Genomic DNA, 16,521 nt, shown 5'->3' on the forward strand with positions numbered 1-16,521 from the left:
CTGTGGCTGTTGGACCCGGCGCGCCGGTGGGCACGGGCGCGCCCAGGCCCGCGGCCACCCCGGCCCCCATCGGCGGGGCCCCCGCGTCCTCGGTGTCGAGGGCGGTGCGGGTGCCCGGCAATGACCCCTTCAACGAGGTGGCCGAGCCCCGGATGCCCATGGGGGGCTCGCCGGAGGAGAAGCTGGAGTATTTCCGGACCGTCGTCCGCCAGAAGACGGAGACCCTGGCCCGCGCCCGCACGCTGTACGCGGAGCGCGACGGCGAGGTGAACGGGCTGAAGCAGTCGCTCACCCAGCTTCGCAAGGAGGCGGCGGAGGCGAAGGCGCAGCTCCTGGCGGTGAAGGACTCGCCCGCGAAGCTGGTGCAGACGTCGGAGGCGCTGTCGGGCGCGGAGAAGCGCGCCGCGGAGGCCGAGGCGAAGCTCGCCGCCCTGGAGGCGGAGCTGGCCGCGGTGGAGGCGGACCGCAAGGACCTGTCGCGCGCGCTGGCGGAGGTGGAGTCGGAAGTCCCCCGGCTGTCGGCGGAGCTCCAGGAGGAGCGCGAGTCTCGGGGCGCGGTGGCCGAGGAGTTGGTGGGCGCCAAGGAGGCGCTGTCGCTGGCGCAGGACCGCGTGGCGGAGCTGGCGGCGGAGAAGTCCGAGTCGCAGGGCGCGCTGGAGGCCGTCCAGGAGCAGTACCAGCAAGTCGTCGCGGACGTGGAGCGGCTGGGCGGCGAGCTGGAGGTGATGACGGGCGAGCGGGACTCGCTGGGCCTGCGCGCGGGACAGCTGGAGACGGCGCTCGCGGAGGCGCAGGGCGCGCTGAGCGCGGTGGAGAGCGAGAGCGACTGGTCCAAGAGCTCGCTGGAGGAAGCGCAGGGGCGCGCGCAGACGCTGGAGCAGGAGCGGGACGAGGCGCGCCGTCAGCTCGCGGTGATGGAGGAGGGGCTGCGCGCGCTCCAGGGCCAGACGGCCGAGCTGGAGAAGGCGCTGGCGTTGAAGGACGCCGAGATTGTCGGGCTGCGCGCGGCCCTCACCGCGCGGACCACCGAGGCGGCGGAGCTGCCCGTGCTGCGGCAGGCGCTGGAGGGCCGCACGGCGGAGCTGGCTCGGCTGACGTCGCGCCTGGAGGCGGAAGGCGCGCGCGCGGCGGAGCGGACGCAGGCGCTGGAGGAAGGGCTTTCGCAGGCGGGTGAGAGGGCGGCGGTGGCGGAAGGGGAGGCGGCGGCGCTGAAGGAGGCGCTGGAGGCGCTCGAAGTCGAGCAGGTGGCGCTGCGCGACAGGATGGAGGCGGACGCGGCGGCGCTGGGTGAGGCGGCGCACCAGGCCGAGGCGAAGGTGGGCGAGCTGACGGCGGCGTTGGAGGCCGCGCAGGTCGAGCACGAGGCGCTGAAGAAGCAGTTGGGCGTGGCCGAGATGAAGGCGGCGACGACGGACGCCGAGCGCGTGGGACTGGCCGCGCGCGTGTCCATGCTGGAGACCGCCTCCGGGCAGCGCGAAGCGGAGCTGGCGCGGGTGCAGGGCGTGCTGGCGCAGTCGAAGGAAGAGCTGTCGCTGGAGCGCGTGCGTCGCGAGGCGGCGGAGGCGGAGCGCGCGGACGCGCAGGTGCGGGCGGCGGAAGAAGAGGCGCGCGCGGACGCGCTGGCGGAAGGGAAGGGCGGCACCGAGGCGGAGCTGGCGGAGCTTCGCGATGAACTGGAGGCCACGCGCTCGGAGGCGGACAAGGCGGAGCGGCTCCAGCAGCGCTTGAAGATGCTGGAGGGCGCGCTGGAGGCGGCCAAGGCGGAGGCCAGCAAGGCGGCGCAGGCGGCCCAGGCCGCGCAGGCCAGCAAGCAGAAGGAGTCCGAAGCGAAGCTCGCGCAGGTCGAGGCCGCGCAGGCGAGCGCGCTGAAGGATGCCGCCGAGAAGCTGGCGCAGGCCGAGGCCGCGCAGGCGAAGCTCAAGGACCTCGAAGCGAAGCTCTCCCAGGCCGAGGCGACGCAAGCGGGCGCGCTGAAGGATGCCGCGGCGAAGCTGTCGCAGGCCGAGGCAGCGCAAGCGGGGAAGCTCAAGGACCTCGAAGCGAAGCTCTCCCAGACCGAGGCCTCGCACGCGAGCAAGCTCAAGGAGGCCGCGGACAAGCTCGCGAAGGCGGAGGCTGCCCAGGCCGCGAAGGTCAAGGACCTGGAGACAAAGCTCTCCCAGACCGAAGCGACGCAGGCGGGCAAGCTCAAGGACGCGGATGCCGCGCGGTCCGCGACGGAAGCGAAGCTGTCCCAGTCCGAGTCCGCGCAGGCGAGCAAGCTGAAGGACCTGGAGTCCAAGCTCGCGAAGGCGGAGGCCGCGCTGGAGGAGTCGCGCGGCGCGAAGGCGAAGGACGCGGACACGGCTCGCGCGGCGGTAGAGGCGAAGCTGACGCGCGCGGAGTCCTCGCTCAAGGCCGAGCAGGAGGCCCGCGCGGCGGCGGAGGCGAAGCTGTCGAAACTGGAGCAGGCGGGCGGGAAGCCGGCTGCCGCGTCCTCCGACTGGGAGGCCGAGCGCGAGGGACTCAAGGCGGACGCTGCGAACCTGAAGCGGAAGCTGATGGCGGCCGAGACGGCGCTCGAAGCGGCGGCTGGCTACAAGGCGAAAATCGCGAAGCTCGAAGCGCAATTGAAGGGCTGGAAGTAAAGGTTTGCCCCTCATGCCGTTCGACGCACCAGTGGACCCGCTCACGGGGATGGCCGCGGCCCGCTTCGGGCTGTACCTGCATTTCCCCTACTGCCTCGCGAAGTGCCCGTACTGCGACTTCGCGGTGGCGGTCGCGAAGCAGGTGCCCGAGGAGCGCTATGCGAGCGCCGTGCTCTCGGAATTGGACGCACGGCTCGCGGTGTCACCCGCGCTGCGCTCGAAGCCGCTGGAGTCCATCTTCCTGGGCGGCGGCACACCCTCGCTGTGGCACCCCCGCTACGTGGCCCGCGTGCTGGAGGGCATCGCCGCGAGGATGACGGTGTCGTCCGGCGTGGAACTCTCGCTGGAGGGCAATCCCGAGCGCGCGGACGCGGAGCGCTTCGCGGGCTATCGAGCGGCGGGGGTGAACCGGCTGTCATTGGGCGTGCAGTCCTTCCAGCCGGAGACGCTCAAGGCGCTCGGGCGCGCGCACGACGCGGCGCAGGTGGAGCTCGCCGTGGAGCTGGCCCGGCGGGCGGGCTTCCCGGTGGTGTCCATGGACTTCATCTACGGCGTGCACGGACAGAGCGTCGCGCAGGTGGAGGAGGACGCGAGGCGGGCGGTGGCGCTCGCGCCGGAGCACCTGTCCACGTATGCGCTGACGGTGGAGCGCGAGGTGCTCGCGGAGGACACGCCCTTGTCCAAGCGCCTCAAGCGCGGCGAGCTGGAGCTGCCGTCCGACGACGACGTGGTGGAGATGGCGCGCGTGGTGCGCGAGGTGTATGGCGCGGCGGGCCTGCGACGCTATGAAGTGTCCAACCACGCACGCGAGGGCTTCAGCTCGCGGCACAACGCGCTCTATTGGACGGGTGGCGAGTACCTGGCGCTGGGCGTGGGCGCCACGGGCATGTTGCTGACGCCCGAGCCCTCGCGCTACGTCAACCTGCGCAGCCCGGAGAAGTACCTGGGCGAGGTGGAGGCGGGCCGCCTGCCAGAGGAGGGGCGGGAGGCGCTGGGGACCCAGGAGCTGTTCGCGGAGCGGCTGGCGATGGGGCTGCGGCTGGTGTCGGGCGTGGACTGGGAAGCGGTGTGTGAGCGGTACGGGCAGTCGGTGGAGGCGCGGCGGGCGGAGGTGGCGAGGCTGGTGGAGCACGGCTTCGCGACGCTCACGGGGGGGCGACTGGCCTTGACGGAAAAGGGCGCGGACGTACACAGCGCCGTCTGCGCGCGGCTGCTCTAGACAGCGGCCCGCGCGAGGGACTTCGAGGAGCTTATGAGCAAGTGGATGCTGTGGATGTTCCTGACCCTGTTGACGGGCAGCCCGCTCTTGTCGCTGGGCCTGGTCATCGTCTTCATCTTCGTGGCGGACCGCTTCACGTGGCGGCTGTTGCCCAGCCCGGTGCGGATGTTCAAGCGCTTCCAGCGCGCGGGCGAACTGGCGGGGACCATCCTCACCAACCCCCACGAGCGACGCGCGCGCCACGAGCTGGCGGACATCCGCGTGGAGCAGAAGCGGTACGACGAGGCCGTCGACATCCTCAAGCCCAACCTGGAGGCGGGCGACGAGGACGTGGACACCCTGTACCTGCTCGGCGTGGCGTACCTGGGCGCGAAGGATGCGCGGCGCGGGGAGCTGCTCCTGGACGAGGCGGCGAAGCTGGACCCCGACTTCCGCCAGGGCGCCATCGACCTGGAGCGAGGCCGCTTCCGGCTGAAGCGCGGCGAAGTGAAGGGCGCGATTGAATCACTGGAGCGCTTCTGCGCGACGCGGCTGGGCTCGGTGGAGGGCCGCTACTTGCTGGCGAGCGCGCTGGCGAAGGACGGTCGCTCGGCGGACGCGAAGCGGATGCGAGAGCTGGCGTGGGGCGAGTACGTGGCGGCGCCGGGCTTCCAGCGTCGCCGCGAGCGCCGGTGGGCATGGCTGTCGCGACCTGGTCGACCGCTCACCTACGCGGTGCTGCTCGCGCTGGTGCTGGGGACCGGCGCGGCGGTGGCGAACCAGGTGGGCCTGTTCGCCTCGCGCTCGCACGGCGGCAGTGTCCGCGGCTACGACCGGTATCCGCCCGCGGACACCGAGGCGTACGAGTACCTGGAGTAGCGCGGGTGGCCCGGTGCCCGCTCTGGGTGAATCCAGACCACGCCGCCGGGCTCCTTCCCGCTGTTCAAAGCGCTCGGTGAAAGAGCGTAGGCTTCGAGCGCCCCCTCTTCTCGTGTCCACCGACAGCCGAGGCCCGCTCCATGTTTCCCACCCCGTCGCAGGTGCTTCGCCAGCGCGAGGGATTGCTCGCCGACACGCCCTTCCCCCTGCTGCTCCAGGCGCTGATGGTGGAGGAGCGCACGTGCACGCTGGAGCTGAAGGTGCGGCAGCGTGAGAAGCGCATCGTCTTCGAGGAAGGCTCGCCGGTGGCGTGCCAGTCCAACCTGCTGCACGAGACGCTCGGCAAATATCTGGTGGAGAAGGGCCGGCTGACCGAGGCCGACTACCAGAAGTCGCTGGGGGAGAGCGTGTCCACGGGCATGCAGATGGGCGGGCTCCTGGTGCAGAAGGGGCTCATCAGCCCCTTCGATTTGTACAAGCAGCTCCAGGCGAACCTGGCCCACAAGCTGCTCGATTGCTTCCGATGGGTGGATGCGAAGTACCGCCTCATCGCGGACGCGGAGACGCCGGACGCAAGCGTCCGCACCAACCCCGCACAGCTCATCCTGACGGGCGTGGAAGGGGTGATGCCCTTCGACGCGGTGGCCACCCACTTCACCTTCACGGACGAGCGCAGATTCGGGCAGATGCCCGGCGTGGAGTCCGGCCCCAAGCTGTCGTCCAAGGACGCGCGGCTGCTGCAACAGCTCCGGCAGCGCCCCACCTTCAACGAGCTCCAGGAGCGCACGGGCTTCGACACGGAGACGGTGCTGCGGCGGCTCTACGCGCTGTGCCTCCTGGGCGTGGCGGGCTTCGTGGAGGACGTGGACACGAAGGCGGCGGAGCTGGCCTCGCGCGTGGTGCCGGTGCCCGTGGCGCCGCCCCCGGAGCCCGTGGCCCCGGAGCCGGTGGCCGCGCGGGGCACGCCGTTCTCCGACGAGGACGTGGCCACGCGAGACGCCCTGGTGACGGCCTTCCTCGCGCACCGGAGCAAGGACCCGTTCGCCCTGCTGGAGGTCCCCGAGGACGTGCAGCCCCTGCCGCTGCGCCGGGCCTTCCTCGCGTGGGCGGAGCGCTACTCGCCCTTGCGCTTCCAGACACCCGAGCTGAAGGAGAAGGCGGAGGCGCTGCTGGCGGCGTACGCGAAGGCCTACGGCGTGCTGTCGGATGCGGAGCAGAATCTCTTGTGGCGCAAGCGCCGCGCGGCGCACCGGGAGAAGGAGCGGGCCAGCACGGGCCGTCCCACCACCGCCGAGCAGTTCCGCATCCGCACCGACCTGCTGGATGCGACCACCCAGTTCGACGAAGCCCGGCGCAGGCTCGTCGCGAAGAACTACGCGGGCGCCTTCGAGTACTTCGAATACGCCTGCGACATCGAGCCCAAGCCGCTGCATCACGCCTGGCGCGCGTGGGCCCGCTACCTCATGAAGCCAGAGGCCCACGGTCGCCTGGCGCTCCAGGAGCTGCAGGAAGTCATCCGTCAGGATCCGGGCCTGGAGGAAGGCTGGGGGTTTCTGGGCGAGGTGGCCCAGGGCGAGAGCCAGTGGGCCCTGGCGGACGAGTCCTTCCGCAAGGCGTTCAAGCTCAACCCCAAGAACCGCCGCTACGTGGAGCTCATCCAGGAGATTGCCCGGCGCCGCTGAACCCAGGGCCCGGGGCTCGCTCCTCTGCCTGCCTTGATCCGCATGGCTCCGCGCGTCACTTGCTTTTGCAACTCCTGAGAGTTTCCGGGGGCGCCCCATCGGTCATCTGGCCGGTGGAGTCTTTCACGCGCGGATTTTTTCCCTGGGAGAGGGATGCTGGGTACAGACAACGGGGAATCGCGAGATTTTCGTCCCAGCGCGGGAAACATTAGGACCCTGATTCGCGAGATCAGATTGTCAGTGTAACTTTGGGTGCTCGGGGCGTGGAATCCCCTGGCGCCAATTCACGAGGCTGGATGCGCTCCCTCACCACAGCGACCCAATCAGGCCAGGCCGCGGTGGAGTCCGCCATCGTCCTGCCGCTCTTCGTGTTCCTCATCCTGGGCACGCTGCAGCTCGGGCTGATGCACCAGGCGCGGCTGTTGACGAAGTACGCCGCGTACAAGGCGGTCCGGGCCGGCTCGCTCCACAACGCCAAGGTGGAGACGATGGAGGCCGCCGCGCTCGCGGTGCTGCTGCCCATCCTCAGCAGCCGCGCGGGTGGCGCGGGCGGCATCGAGTACACCCGCCCGGTGGGCAGCGCGCAGGACTTCGAGACCAAGTTCAACGAGCTGAAGAGCAACGAGATGCCCGGGGTGAACCTCAAGTACGCCGAGGTCACCGTCTGCGGGCCGACGCAGGAGGAGGTCTCCGGCAGCGGGGAGTTCGACTTCGACGACCCGGCGAACATCCACCCGGACGGCTGGAAGGAGAACCACCGCACCAAGCTGCGCATCCAGCTCACGCTCAACTACCGGCTGCTGATTCCCTTCGCGGACTGGGTCATCTACCAGGCCGCGCGTGGCCGGGAGATGCCCATGCTGATGCGCATGGGGAAGGTGAAGGCGGAGGAGCAGTCCAAGGTGTCCACCCGCAAGTTCGGGGGCGCCGCCACAGGCGAGGGCCCCTACGAGAGCGCCGCCGGGCAGGGCATCTACATCATGCCCATCCGCGCCACGTACACCATGCGGATGCAGTCCAATCTCTATCTCGGCGCCAACGCCCTGCCCGCGAGCAACGCATGCATGTTCCCGTTCTCCTACTGAGCCGGACGCGCCGCCGCATCCAGCGAGGCCAGGCCATCGTCCTGGGCTCGCTGTCGTTCCTGGTGCTGGCGCTGATGGTGACGCTGAGCTTCAACCTGAGCCACGCGCTGCGCCAGAAGATGAGCCTGCAGCAGCACAGCGACACCCTGTCGTTCTCCATGGCCGTCCTGGAGGCGCGCGCGCTCAACTACTACGCGGTGAGCAACCGGGCCATCGCCACCTCCTACGTGGCGATGAACAGCCTCCACGCGTACATGTCCGCCGCCAGCCTCACCGGGCAGATCATGCGGGCCTCCTCCAAGAACTTCACCATCATCGCCGTGCAGGAGATGGTGCTGTGCATCGCCTGCGAGTTCATGTGCGACCACTGCGAGCACGCGGTGGAGGCGTTTCAAATCTCCAGCGACTTCAGCGACTCGGGGGACGACTACGACGACAAGGTCTCCGCCTTCGAGTCGAACTTCAACACCGCCATGGAGGGCCTGGACCTGATGGTGGACAACATCCACAAGGCCCAGAGCTCCGTGCATGAGCAGACGCTGAAGGCGGTGAAGGACGGCAAGAGCCACGGTCTGGGCCAGCTCAAGGACTACACCGCGCCCAACGCGAGCGAGTTGAACTCGTCGGTGGGCTCCATCAACGCCAACGAGTTCAACTGCGCCGTGGATGGCATGGAGTGCCAGGGCAGCGAGGCGAACACCTCTCCGGAGGCCCGCGCGCGGGTGATGACTGAGATTGCCAACGCGACGCGCTCCGGCTGGCCGGCGACCCGCAAGAGCCCGGGTGGGATGTCCATGAACATGCCCAAGTACCTCAACTCCCAGTTCTTCCAGGAGCTGGAGGACATCCCCGGGGAGGGCACGAAAATCATCTCCGGCACCAAGGGCACCGCGAAGACGGTGAACAGCAAGGGCCAGCTCACCTCGGGAGGCCGGAGCGGCGGCAACGACGGCGCCATGATTGCCGCGCAGGACGAGGGCCGCATCTTCCACCAGTGGAAGGACGGCCTCATGACGAACAGCTTCAAGTCGGAGGTCTGGAGCGACGACGGCGGCGGCGGCCACGAGAATGACGGCGCGCACTCCGGCCAGCACCGGTTCGAGGGCGTCAATGTCCGCGCGCTCACCGGCTGCGCGGGCTCCGGCAACTGCTTCATGAAGTTCCGCGCCAACCCGGACCCGGACCGCGACTGGGGTCAGCCGCGCGTCTACAGCTACGTGTCCATGCCCTTCCGCGTGGGTGACACCAAGCGGGCGCCCTGGGAGCTGAACTCGTCGGCGCAGGTGAAGCTCACCCACGGTCAGCAGGGGGATGGCACCCTCACCGTCGCGGCGACGGAGGGCATGGCCATGTCCAAGTCGCTCGTCTACTACCACCGCTTCGGCGAGGACGGCTGGAAGGAAGCCCCCAACCTCTTCGCGCCGTACTGGCGCGCCAAGCTGCACCCCTTCACCAAGGGGGACGCGCAATCGGTGTTGGATGCCGCGGGCAACTCGGAGGCGGCGCAGATGTCGCAGGTCGAGGGGGTGGCGCTGTGAAGACTTCCGGACATCGAGCCGCCAGGGGCGCCGCCGCCGTGGAGACGGCGCTGTGCATGTTGGTCATCATCCCGGTGTTCATGTACGCGCTCTTCCTGGATGACCTGCTGAGGCACACGCTGGACTCGCAAGAGACGGCCCTGTCCACTGTCTGGGATTACGCCGTGCAGGACTATCCGACCAAGCCGAAGAACCCTCCCCCCGAGGGCGGCGCGGAGGAGCCCTTCTACGGCTTCAATGGCGCGCAGTATTACGCGCGGCTCCAGTACTGCGACCACGAGTCGGGCCTGGACAGCTTCGGTCCCGGCAAGGGACCCGAGTGCGAGAATGACGAGGGCCACCACGCGGAGGTGTCCGCGCATGCGTGCTGGCTCAACCCGGGGGCGCAGCAGGTGCAGTGCACGCTGAACCAGGCGGACCCCAATGGCGGTGGTGGTGGCGGTCCCGCGGGCGCGTACAACGTGGACCTGCACCAGTCGTACATGGACCAGTTCGGCAAGGGCGGCGTCATCCGCTGCTCGGCGCGCCTGGGCGTGCAGAACTACCTGTTGCCCAAGTCCTTCCTCCAGGACTTCAGCCAGGTGGGCCTGGCGCGGCAGACGAAGAAGCGCGGTGCCGGCATCCACACCAACGCGCAGGGGGGCGACTTGCAGGACGACCCGCGCGGGCTCGAGGGCGACGTCTACCTCTTGCCCTGGGAGCGCATCGCCATCGTCACGGACACGTGGGCGCTCACCAAGGTGGCGAACACGGAGCCGGGGAAGGCGGACGGCGACGAGGAGGGCCTCTACGTGCGCCTGGCGCAGATCTACAAGAACGAGGACAACTCCGGGTACACCCAGATGACCTCGGCCGCCGAGGCGTTTGTCAGCGCGGCCACGCAGGAGGTGCTCAGCAGCGACATCCGCCTGGACGACATGCCGCCCGGCGATGACCCGCGCGAGCCCAGCCTCTCGGTCAAACCCTTCCCGTCGAGCGGTGGGCCGGTGCAGCAGCTGCAGCAGAACGGCGGGAGCGCCAGCTACTTCAACAGCGAGTGGAAGGACTGGGACAAGGACAACAACGAGGCCACGCACAACGCCCGAGGGAACAACTACCTGGGCTGTGCCCAGGCGGAGCAGTGCTGATGCCTCGTGCCTCGAGCCTGGTCATCCGCGTGCCCGCGTTGCTGTTCTCCGTGGCCGTGGTGGGCTCGTTGATTGGCTTTGCCTGGGAGGGCGCCGTCTACGGACGGCGCGACGTCACGGAGGAGTGGTCTCCTCCGCCTTCGCTCGATGACGCGCCTCCCACGAAGCCCTCGGGGAGCCGCTCGCCCGCGGAGGAAGCGGCGCTGAAGCGCGCGCTGGTGCACTTCCCGGCGTATCCCAAGGCGAGCCGCGCGGAGCTGCTCGCCGTGGACTACCTGGGCCCCGACGTGCCCATCGCCGTGGCGTGGTTCTCCACGACGGACACGCCGGAGCAGGTGTTGTCCCACTACCGGCAGGTGCTGTTGGACAACGGGCTGCCGGTGCTCGGGGAGCGCCATGGGGAGAACGGAGGCTGGGTGGGGTATTGGAGCCCGGCCACGGAGGAGATGCGGCTGGTCTCCGTGCTGGCGCAGGGTGGAGAGACGCTGGGCTTCGTGTCGGCGGGGCAGGTGGCGCCGCTGTTGAAGCGGGCCTCGCGCGTGCCGCCGTGGATTCCGCTGCCGCCCGAGCTGAGCGAGCCGGTGACGCTCTCGTTCGCCATGGAGGGCGCCTCGCACCACGTCGTCTCCGGCCAGCTTCCGGAGGCGGCTCCCTCCGCCGTGGGTGAGCGGTACCGGGCCCTGCTGGTGGAGAAGGGCTGGGACGTGGGGGCGGTCGAGCCGGTGGATGCGAATGGCATCGCGTTCGAGTTGATGAAGGGCACCACCCTGGGACGGGCGACGTTGCGCACGCGCGCGGAGGAGCACGGCGTCGAGCTTCAGCTCTCGCTGCTCCAGCGAGGGGCGGCGCCGTGAATGACGACAGGAAGGATGCGGCGATGGCGAAGTCACCCCGGATGCTGGGGCTTGCTCGGGCGCGCGGTCAGTCGATGGTGGAGTACGCCGTCGTCACGGCCGCGCTGATGGGCTTCACGGTGATGGGCTGGCCGTTCCTGGTGCAGTTGCTGAACGCGCTGCAGCGGTACTTCGGCTCCATCTACTACGTCATCCAGTCCCCGATTCCGTAGGGGCGCAGGACGGCTCCCGGCGAAGCCGGGACCGCGGGCCCCGTGAGCAGGTCCGTGCGGGTTTCCGCACGTGAGCACCGGGCCCGTGTTTCCTCGTAGGTGTTTTCCTTTAGACATCCTGTTGTTTGTTCCGGCGCGTGAGCCGCACGCCTGACTGCTCCACGTGCGAGCGGGCTCTCGTGCGGGCCCGCGCGCCTCCTGGGGGTGTCTGGTGTCTGTCATTTCTACATGTCGTGGGTTTCCGCCATGGGCCGTGGCTGTATTTGTTTGATGTCCGTGAGGGCAGGCAGCCAGGTGTGGCTTTGTGGCGAAGGCAACGCCTTGCCGGGAATGTTTGCCATTCGTGTGTACGGGGCAACATTGCGGGTTTGGAATGGAAGTTTTGAGTCCTGGGGATTTTGAGGGTCTCCATGTGGGCGTGGTAGTGATTGGTGTATGCGATGTCGCCTCTGCTTCCACCTCGCAAGGGCCCAGTCAGGACAGGTCGCGGTGGAGACCGCGATTGTCCTGCCGCTCTTCGTCTTCCTCATCCTGGGCATCCTGCAGTTGGGGCTGATGCACCAGGCCCGGCTGCTGACGAAGTACGCCGCCTACAAAGCGGTGCGGGCCGGCTCCATCCACAACGCGAGCGTGAAGGAGATGGAGAAGGCGGCGGTCGCCGTACTCCTGCCGGTGCTGGCCAAGCGCTCCTCCGGGTCAGACGGCATCGAGTACGTCCGCCCGGTGAGCAGCGGGCAGGAATTCACGACGAAGTGGAATGAGATGATGGGCAACGAGATGGGGGACACGGACTTGAAGTACGCCGAGGTCACCATCTGCGGGCCGACGAAGAAGGAGGTGGGAGGCAGCGGCGGTGAGCTGGACTTCGATGACCCGGACAACGCGGCTTCCGAGGACTGGAAGGGGAGCCATCGCACCAAGCTGCGTGTGCAGGTGACGTTCAACTACCGGCTCATCATCCCGTTCGCGGACTGGGTCATCTTCCAGTCCACGCGTGCTCGCGACCTGCCGATGTTGATGCGGATGAAGGTGCGCGACGAAGACCGCAGAGCGGAAGCTCCCCGCAGATTCGGCAGTGCCTCCACGGGCGAAGGTCCGTATGACGCCGCCGCCTCCAAGCGCATCTACATCGCGCCCATCCGCGCCACGTACACCATGCGGATGCAGTCGAATCTCTATCTCAACACCGACGACCTACCTGAGAGCAACGAATGTCTCCTCCCGTTCTCCTACAAGAAATCGCCTTGAGGCGTCGGTTCGCTCGCCGCTCCCAGCGGGGCCAGGCCATTGTCCTGGGCTCGTTGTCCTTCCTGGTGCTCGCGCTGATGGTGACGCTGAGCTTCAACCTGAGCCACGCGCTGCGCCGGAAGATGACCCTCCAGCAGCACGGCGATGCCATGTCGTTCTCCATGGGGGTGTTGGAGGCACGCGCGCTCAACTACTACGCGGTCACCAACCGGGCCATCGCGGGCTCCTACGTGGCGATGAACAGCCTGCACGCGTACATGGCGGCGGCGACCATCACCGGTGAGATGCTGCGGTCAGGGGAGACGAACTTCACACAAATCGCCGTCACGGAAGGACTCAGGTGCGTCGCTTGCCGGGGGATGTGCTCTTGTTGCAAGCACGCGATTGAAGCCGGGAAGGTCGCGAGCAAGTTCGGGAAGACCGCCAAGATGTATGACCGGGATGTGAGGGGCCTGGAGGGGAACTTCAGGACCGCCATGCAGGGGCTGGACCTCATGGTGGACAACGTCCACACCTCGCAACGGGGCGTCCACGACAAGACCGTGCAGGCGGTGAAGGACGGTTCGAGCCATGGCCTGTCCCAACTCAAGAGCGAGGCCGCGCCTGAAGTGAGCGACTTGTCTTCGGGAGTGGGGGCGCTCAATGCCAACGAGTTCAACTGCGCCGTGGATGGGATGCAGTGCCAGGGCAGTGTGGCGAACTCCGCACCCGAGGCCCGTGCACGTGTCATGACGGAGATTGGCAATGCGAGTCGTTCGGGGTGGCCCGCGAACCGCAACGGCAGCGGGATGCCTCCGAAGCAACTTCACCCTCAATTCCTCAAGGAGTTCATGGACATCCCCGGCAACAAGGGGACGTATTCCATCCTGGGACACAAAGGCTCGTCCAAGACGGTGCAGAGCAAGAGCAAGATCTATGAAGGCGGGCAGAAGGGCGGCAACCAGGGGTCCACCGTGGCCGCCACGGAGTCGGGGAGGCTCGCGCAGCTGACGTGGGAGGACGCCATCCCCCCGATTCCCTCGGGCTACGAGGCCTTCATCTGGAGCGACTCCAACGGTGGGAGGCACTCGGTCAATGGGGCGCACCAGGGCCAGCACCGCTTCGAGGGCACCAATGCGAAGGCGCTCACGGCGTGCGCGGGCTCGGGCAACTGCTTCATGAAGTACCGCGCCAACCCGGATGCCGGACGGGACTGGGGCCAGCCGCGCGTCTACAGCTACTACACGATGAAGCTGAACGTGGGGGACCCGAAGAAGGCTCCGTGGGAGCTCAACAACTCCCGGAGCGTGAAGTTCGAACACGGCGCCCAGGGCTCCGGGAGCCTGACGTTGTCCGCCGCCGATGGCATGAGCCTGTCGAAGTCCCTGGTCTACTACCACCGCTTCAAGCAGGGCGGCTGGTCCGAGCCCCCCAACCTCTTCGCACCCTACTGGCGCGTGAAGCTGCATCCCTTCAAGCCCGATGAGGCGAAGAAGGTGCTGGAGGAAGCGGGCAACTCCGACGCGGCCACCATCGCCGAGGCACCGGGGGTGTCACTGTGAAAGCCATGCGGAAAGCTGGGACGCGAGTTGCTCGGGGCGCCGCCGCGGTGGAGATGGCGCTGTGCATGCTCGTCATCATCCCCGTGTTCATGTACGCCATCTTCCTGGACGACCTCTTGCGCCACATGCTGGACGCGCAGGAGACCGTGGTGTCCACCGTCTGGGATTATGCGGTGTCTGACTACGCGGCCAAGCCGAAGGGCGGCGAATCCTTCGCGGGCTTCGGTCAGACCCAGGGGCTCTCAAGGCAGATGTTCTGCGACCATGAGTCGGGCCTGGACAGCTACGAGTCCCCCGCGCCCGAATGTGAAGATGACGAGAGCCACCACCAGGAAGTGGTGGCGCATGCCTGCTGGCTGAACCCGGGTGCCAAGCAGGTGTATTGCTCCGTGGACCAGAACGCCGTTGGGAGCTACGGCGTCACGTTGCACAGCTCCTACATGGGGCAGTTCAACAAAGGGGGGCTCATCCGCTGCTCCGCTCGGATTGGCGTCCAGAACTACCTGCTCCAGAAGACGTTCTATTCGCAGTTCAGCGATGTCGACCTGGCGAAGGAGAAACAGGAAGGAGGAATCCACAACAACGCCAAGGGAGGCTCGGACTCGAACACCTATCTACTCCCCTGGGAGTACGTCGCCCTGGTGACGGACACGTGGGCCCTCACGAAGAGCCAGAGTTTCGAGCCCGGCGAGGAACAGAAGGAAGAGGGCGACCTCTACGCGCGCGTGGCGCAGGTGTACACGAACGGCGAAAACGCGGGTTACACCCAGATGCAGCCCGCCGCCCAGACGCTCGTCACGCAGGCCATCAGCAACAAGCTGCTGTCTCCCACGCTCGCGCTTGCCGGAGCCAAGCCTGGCGACGACCCGACCCGCGTCAGCATGTCCATCAAGCCCCAGAACGGCGGCGCGCCGACCCAGCGAATCGACCAGGGCCAGGGCAGCGGCACCTACTTCAACAACGAGTGGCGCGACTGGGAAGCGAACAACAACGAGAAGACGCAGCAGAAGCGCGGCGAGTACTACATGGGCTGCAAACAACCGGGGAAGTGCTGATGGCTTCGTTGCAACGTCGCAAGCCGCGCGGCCAGTCCATGGTCGAGTACGCCGTCGTCACAGCCGCGCTGATGGGCTTCACGGTGATGGGCTGGCCGTTCCTGGTGCAACTGCTCAACGCGCTCCAGCGGTACTTCAGCTCCGTCTACTACGTCATCCAATCCCCCATCCCTTGAGGACGGGGGACCGGGCACGCACCGCTACGGCTTCACGGTGGTGACGAACTCCGCCTTGCCACCGGCGACCTTCAGGACGACGGCTTCCTTCACCGCGTCGCGGTTCGCGTCCAGCGTGATTCGCCCCGCCACGCCCGGGAAGTCCTTCGTCGCGGCAATCGCATCGCGCAGCGCCGGGCCGCTCGTGTCCGGGGCGCGCTGGAGCGCCTCCACCAGCACGCGCGCCGCGTCGTACGACAGCGCCGCCACGCTGTCCGGCACGCTGCCGTACTTCTCCTTGTAGCGCGCCAGGAACGACTGGAGCACCGGGTCCGGGTTGCCCGGCGAGTAGTGGTTGGAGAAGTAGCTGCCCTCCAACGCGGACCCGCCCAGCTCGAACAGCTTGTCGGAGTCCCAGCCGTCACCCCCGAGCAACGGAACCTTCAGGCCCACCTCACGCGCCTGCCGCGCGATGATGCCCACGTCCGTGTAGTACCCCGGCACGAACACCGCCTCCGGCTTCACCTGCTTGAGCGCCGTGAGCTGCGCGCGGAAGTCCGTGTCCCCCTTCGAGTAGCTCTCCGTGCCGACAATCTTCCCGCCGAACTCCTGGAACTTCGCCGTGAAGACGTCCGCCAGTCCCATCGAGAAGGCGCTCTTGTTGTCCGTCAGCACCGCGACCTTCGACAGCTTCAGGTTCTCCCGGGCGAACTTCGCCATCACCAGGCCCTGGAACTCGTCGATGAAGCAGACGCGGAAGATGTAGTCGCCCTTCTTCGTCACCTCGGCGCTCGTGGAGGTGGGCGTAATCATCGGCACCTTGCCCACCTGCGCCTTCTCCGCCATCGCCATGGACACGGACGAAGCCGCCTCGCCGAGAATCGCCACCACCCTGTCTTGAGTGATGAGCCGCGTCGCCGCCTGCGCCCCTTCCTCCGGACGCCCCTGGCTGTCGTACACGCGCACCGCCAACTGGCGGCCCCGCACCCCTCCCGCGGCGTTCGCCTCGTTGAGCGCCAGTTCAATTCCGTTGCGCGCGGAGACGCCGAACGTCGCCTCGCTGCCCGTCAGGCTGCCTACCTCGCCAATCAGGATGGCGCCCTTCTCGTCGGGAGCCACCACCGGACCACCAGAAGCGGCGGGCGCTTGAGCGGCCGTGCCGGCCTTGGACGGGTCGGCGGCCTGCCCGGTGGGAGGAGCCTCGGTGGGGGCGGACTTCTTCTCGCAGCCCGCCAGGGCCAGGGCGAGCGTGGCGAGCAGCAGCAGTGGACGCATCAGCGGATTCCCTCCGGATAGCAGGAATCCCACCCTAGCCCTCTC

General features: G+C 68.1%; 14 protein-coding genes. 13 read left to right on the top strand and 1 reads right to left on the bottom strand.

Annotation, left to right across the window (positions count from 1 at the left end):
* The 13 genes from HUW62_RS24115 to HUW62_RS24175 all read left to right on the top strand — a co-directional run.
* On the top strand, positions 1-2,627 hold a 2,627-nt coding region (locus tag HUW62_RS24115), incomplete at its 5' end, for a plectin 1 isoform 8 (RefSeq protein ID WP_176435747.1).
* Positions 2,628-2,640: 13 nt separating this feature from the next.
* The gene (hemW, locus tag HUW62_RS24120) at positions 2,641-3,846 is read left to right on the top strand and encodes a radical SAM family heme chaperone HemW (RefSeq protein ID WP_176435748.1); all 1,206 of its coding nucleotides are present in this window, start codon (positions 2,641-2,643) and stop codon (positions 3,844-3,846) included.
* Between the two features lie 33 nt (positions 3,847-3,879).
* A complete protein-coding gene (locus HUW62_RS24125; protein WP_240356432.1) occupies positions 3,880-4,704 on the top strand; it encodes a hypothetical protein in 825 nt (274 codons plus the stop codon).
* A gap of 140 nt (positions 4,705-4,844) precedes the next feature.
* The gene (locus HUW62_RS24130; RefSeq protein WP_176435749.1) at positions 4,845-6,386 is read left to right on the top strand and encodes a DUF4388 domain-containing protein; all 1,542 of its coding nucleotides are present in this window, start codon (positions 4,845-4,847) and stop codon (positions 6,384-6,386) included.
* A 296-nt stretch (positions 6,387-6,682) separates the two neighbouring features.
* Entirely contained in the window at positions 6,683-7,471 is a 789-nt protein-coding gene (locus HUW62_RS24135; RefSeq protein WP_163866353.1) for a TadE/TadG family type IV pilus assembly protein, read from the top strand.
* Entirely contained in the window at positions 7,447-9,009 is a 1,563-nt protein-coding gene (locus tag HUW62_RS24140; RefSeq protein ID WP_163866354.1) for a hypothetical protein, read from the top strand. The genes HUW62_RS24135 and HUW62_RS24140 overlap by 25 nt, the downstream gene beginning before the upstream one ends.
* On the top strand, positions 9,006-10,136 hold the full coding sequence (locus HUW62_RS24145) for a hypothetical protein (RefSeq protein WP_176435750.1): 1,131 nt from the start codon (positions 9,006-9,008) through the stop codon (positions 10,134-10,136). Before HUW62_RS24140 ends, HUW62_RS24145 begins: the two co-directional genes overlap by 4 nt.
* The gene (locus HUW62_RS24150) at positions 10,136-10,990 is read left to right on the top strand and encodes a hypothetical protein (RefSeq protein ID WP_176435751.1); all 855 of its coding nucleotides are present in this window, start codon (positions 10,136-10,138) and stop codon (positions 10,988-10,990) included. Before HUW62_RS24145 ends, HUW62_RS24150 begins: the two co-directional genes overlap by 1 nt.
* Positions 10,987-11,202, top strand: a complete 216-nt coding sequence (locus HUW62_RS24155) for a hypothetical protein (RefSeq protein WP_176435746.1) — start codon at positions 10,987-10,989, stop codon at positions 11,200-11,202. The genes HUW62_RS24150 and HUW62_RS24155 overlap by 4 nt, the downstream gene beginning before the upstream one ends.
* Before the next feature lie 435 nt (positions 11,203-11,637).
* On the top strand, positions 11,638-12,450 hold the full coding sequence (locus HUW62_RS24160) for a TadE/TadG family type IV pilus assembly protein (protein ID WP_163866357.1): 813 nt from the start codon (positions 11,638-11,640) through the stop codon (positions 12,448-12,450).
* Positions 12,447-13,991 carry a hypothetical protein gene (locus HUW62_RS24165; protein WP_338041932.1) on the top strand — a complete coding sequence of 515 codons (1,545 nt, stop codon included), beginning with the start codon at positions 12,447-12,449 and terminating at the stop codon, positions 13,989-13,991. The genes HUW62_RS24160 and HUW62_RS24165 overlap by 4 nt, the downstream gene beginning before the upstream one ends.
* Before the next feature lie 5 nt (positions 13,992-13,996).
* The gene (locus HUW62_RS24170) at positions 13,997-15,046 is read left to right on the top strand and encodes a hypothetical protein (RefSeq protein ID WP_176435752.1); all 1,050 of its coding nucleotides are present in this window, start codon (positions 13,997-13,999) and stop codon (positions 15,044-15,046) included.
* Complete coding sequence (locus tag HUW62_RS24175) at positions 15,043-15,222, top strand: hypothetical protein (protein ID WP_163866567.1); 180 nt, start codon at positions 15,043-15,045, stop codon at positions 15,220-15,222. Before HUW62_RS24170 ends, HUW62_RS24175 begins: the two co-directional genes overlap by 4 nt.
* A gap of 24 nt (positions 15,223-15,246) precedes the next feature.
* On the opposite strand, the gene HUW62_RS24180 is transcribed toward HUW62_RS24175, so the two are convergent.
* Positions 15,247-16,476 carry an ABC transporter substrate-binding protein gene (locus HUW62_RS24180; protein WP_176435753.1) on the bottom strand — a complete coding sequence of 410 codons (1,230 nt, stop codon included), beginning with the start codon at positions 16,474-16,476 and terminating at the stop codon, positions 15,247-15,249.
* Between the last annotated feature and the right edge of the window lie 45 nt (positions 16,477-16,521).

Origin of the sequence: Myxococcus sp. AM011, assembly GCF_013372595.1 — a bacterium.
Taxonomy (GTDB): domain Bacteria; phylum Myxococcota; class Myxococcia; order Myxococcales; family Myxococcaceae; genus Myxococcus; species Myxococcus eversor.

Coding starts and splice junctions, on each gene's coding strand:
- hemW (WP_176435748.1), top strand. CDS start 2,641: ATGCCGTTCGACGCACCAGTGGACCCGCTCACGGGGATGGCCGCGGCC.
- HUW62_RS24125 (WP_240356432.1), top strand. CDS start 3,880: ATGAGCAAGTGGATGCTGTGGATGTTCCTGACCCTGTTGACGGGCAGC.
- HUW62_RS24130 (WP_176435749.1), top strand. CDS start 4,845: ATGTTTCCCACCCCGTCGCAGGTGCTTCGCCAGCGCGAGGGATTGCTC.
- HUW62_RS24135 (WP_163866353.1), top strand. CDS start 6,683: ATGCGCTCCCTCACCACAGCGACCCAATCAGGCCAGGCCGCGGTGGAG.
- HUW62_RS24140 (WP_163866354.1), top strand. CDS start 7,447: ATGCATGTTCCCGTTCTCCTACTGAGCCGGACGCGCCGCCGCATCCAG.
- HUW62_RS24150 (WP_176435751.1), top strand. CDS start 10,136: ATGCCTCGTGCCTCGAGCCTGGTCATCCGCGTGCCCGCGTTGCTGTTC.
- HUW62_RS24160 (WP_163866357.1), top strand. CDS start 11,638: ATGCGATGTCGCCTCTGCTTCCACCTCGCAAGGGCCCAGTCAGGACAG.
- HUW62_RS24170 (WP_176435752.1), top strand. CDS start 13,997: ATGCGGAAAGCTGGGACGCGAGTTGCTCGGGGCGCCGCCGCGGTGGAG.
- HUW62_RS24180 (WP_176435753.1), bottom strand. CDS start 16,476: ATGCGTCCACTGCTGCTGCTCGCCACGCTCGCCCTGGCCCTGGCGGGC.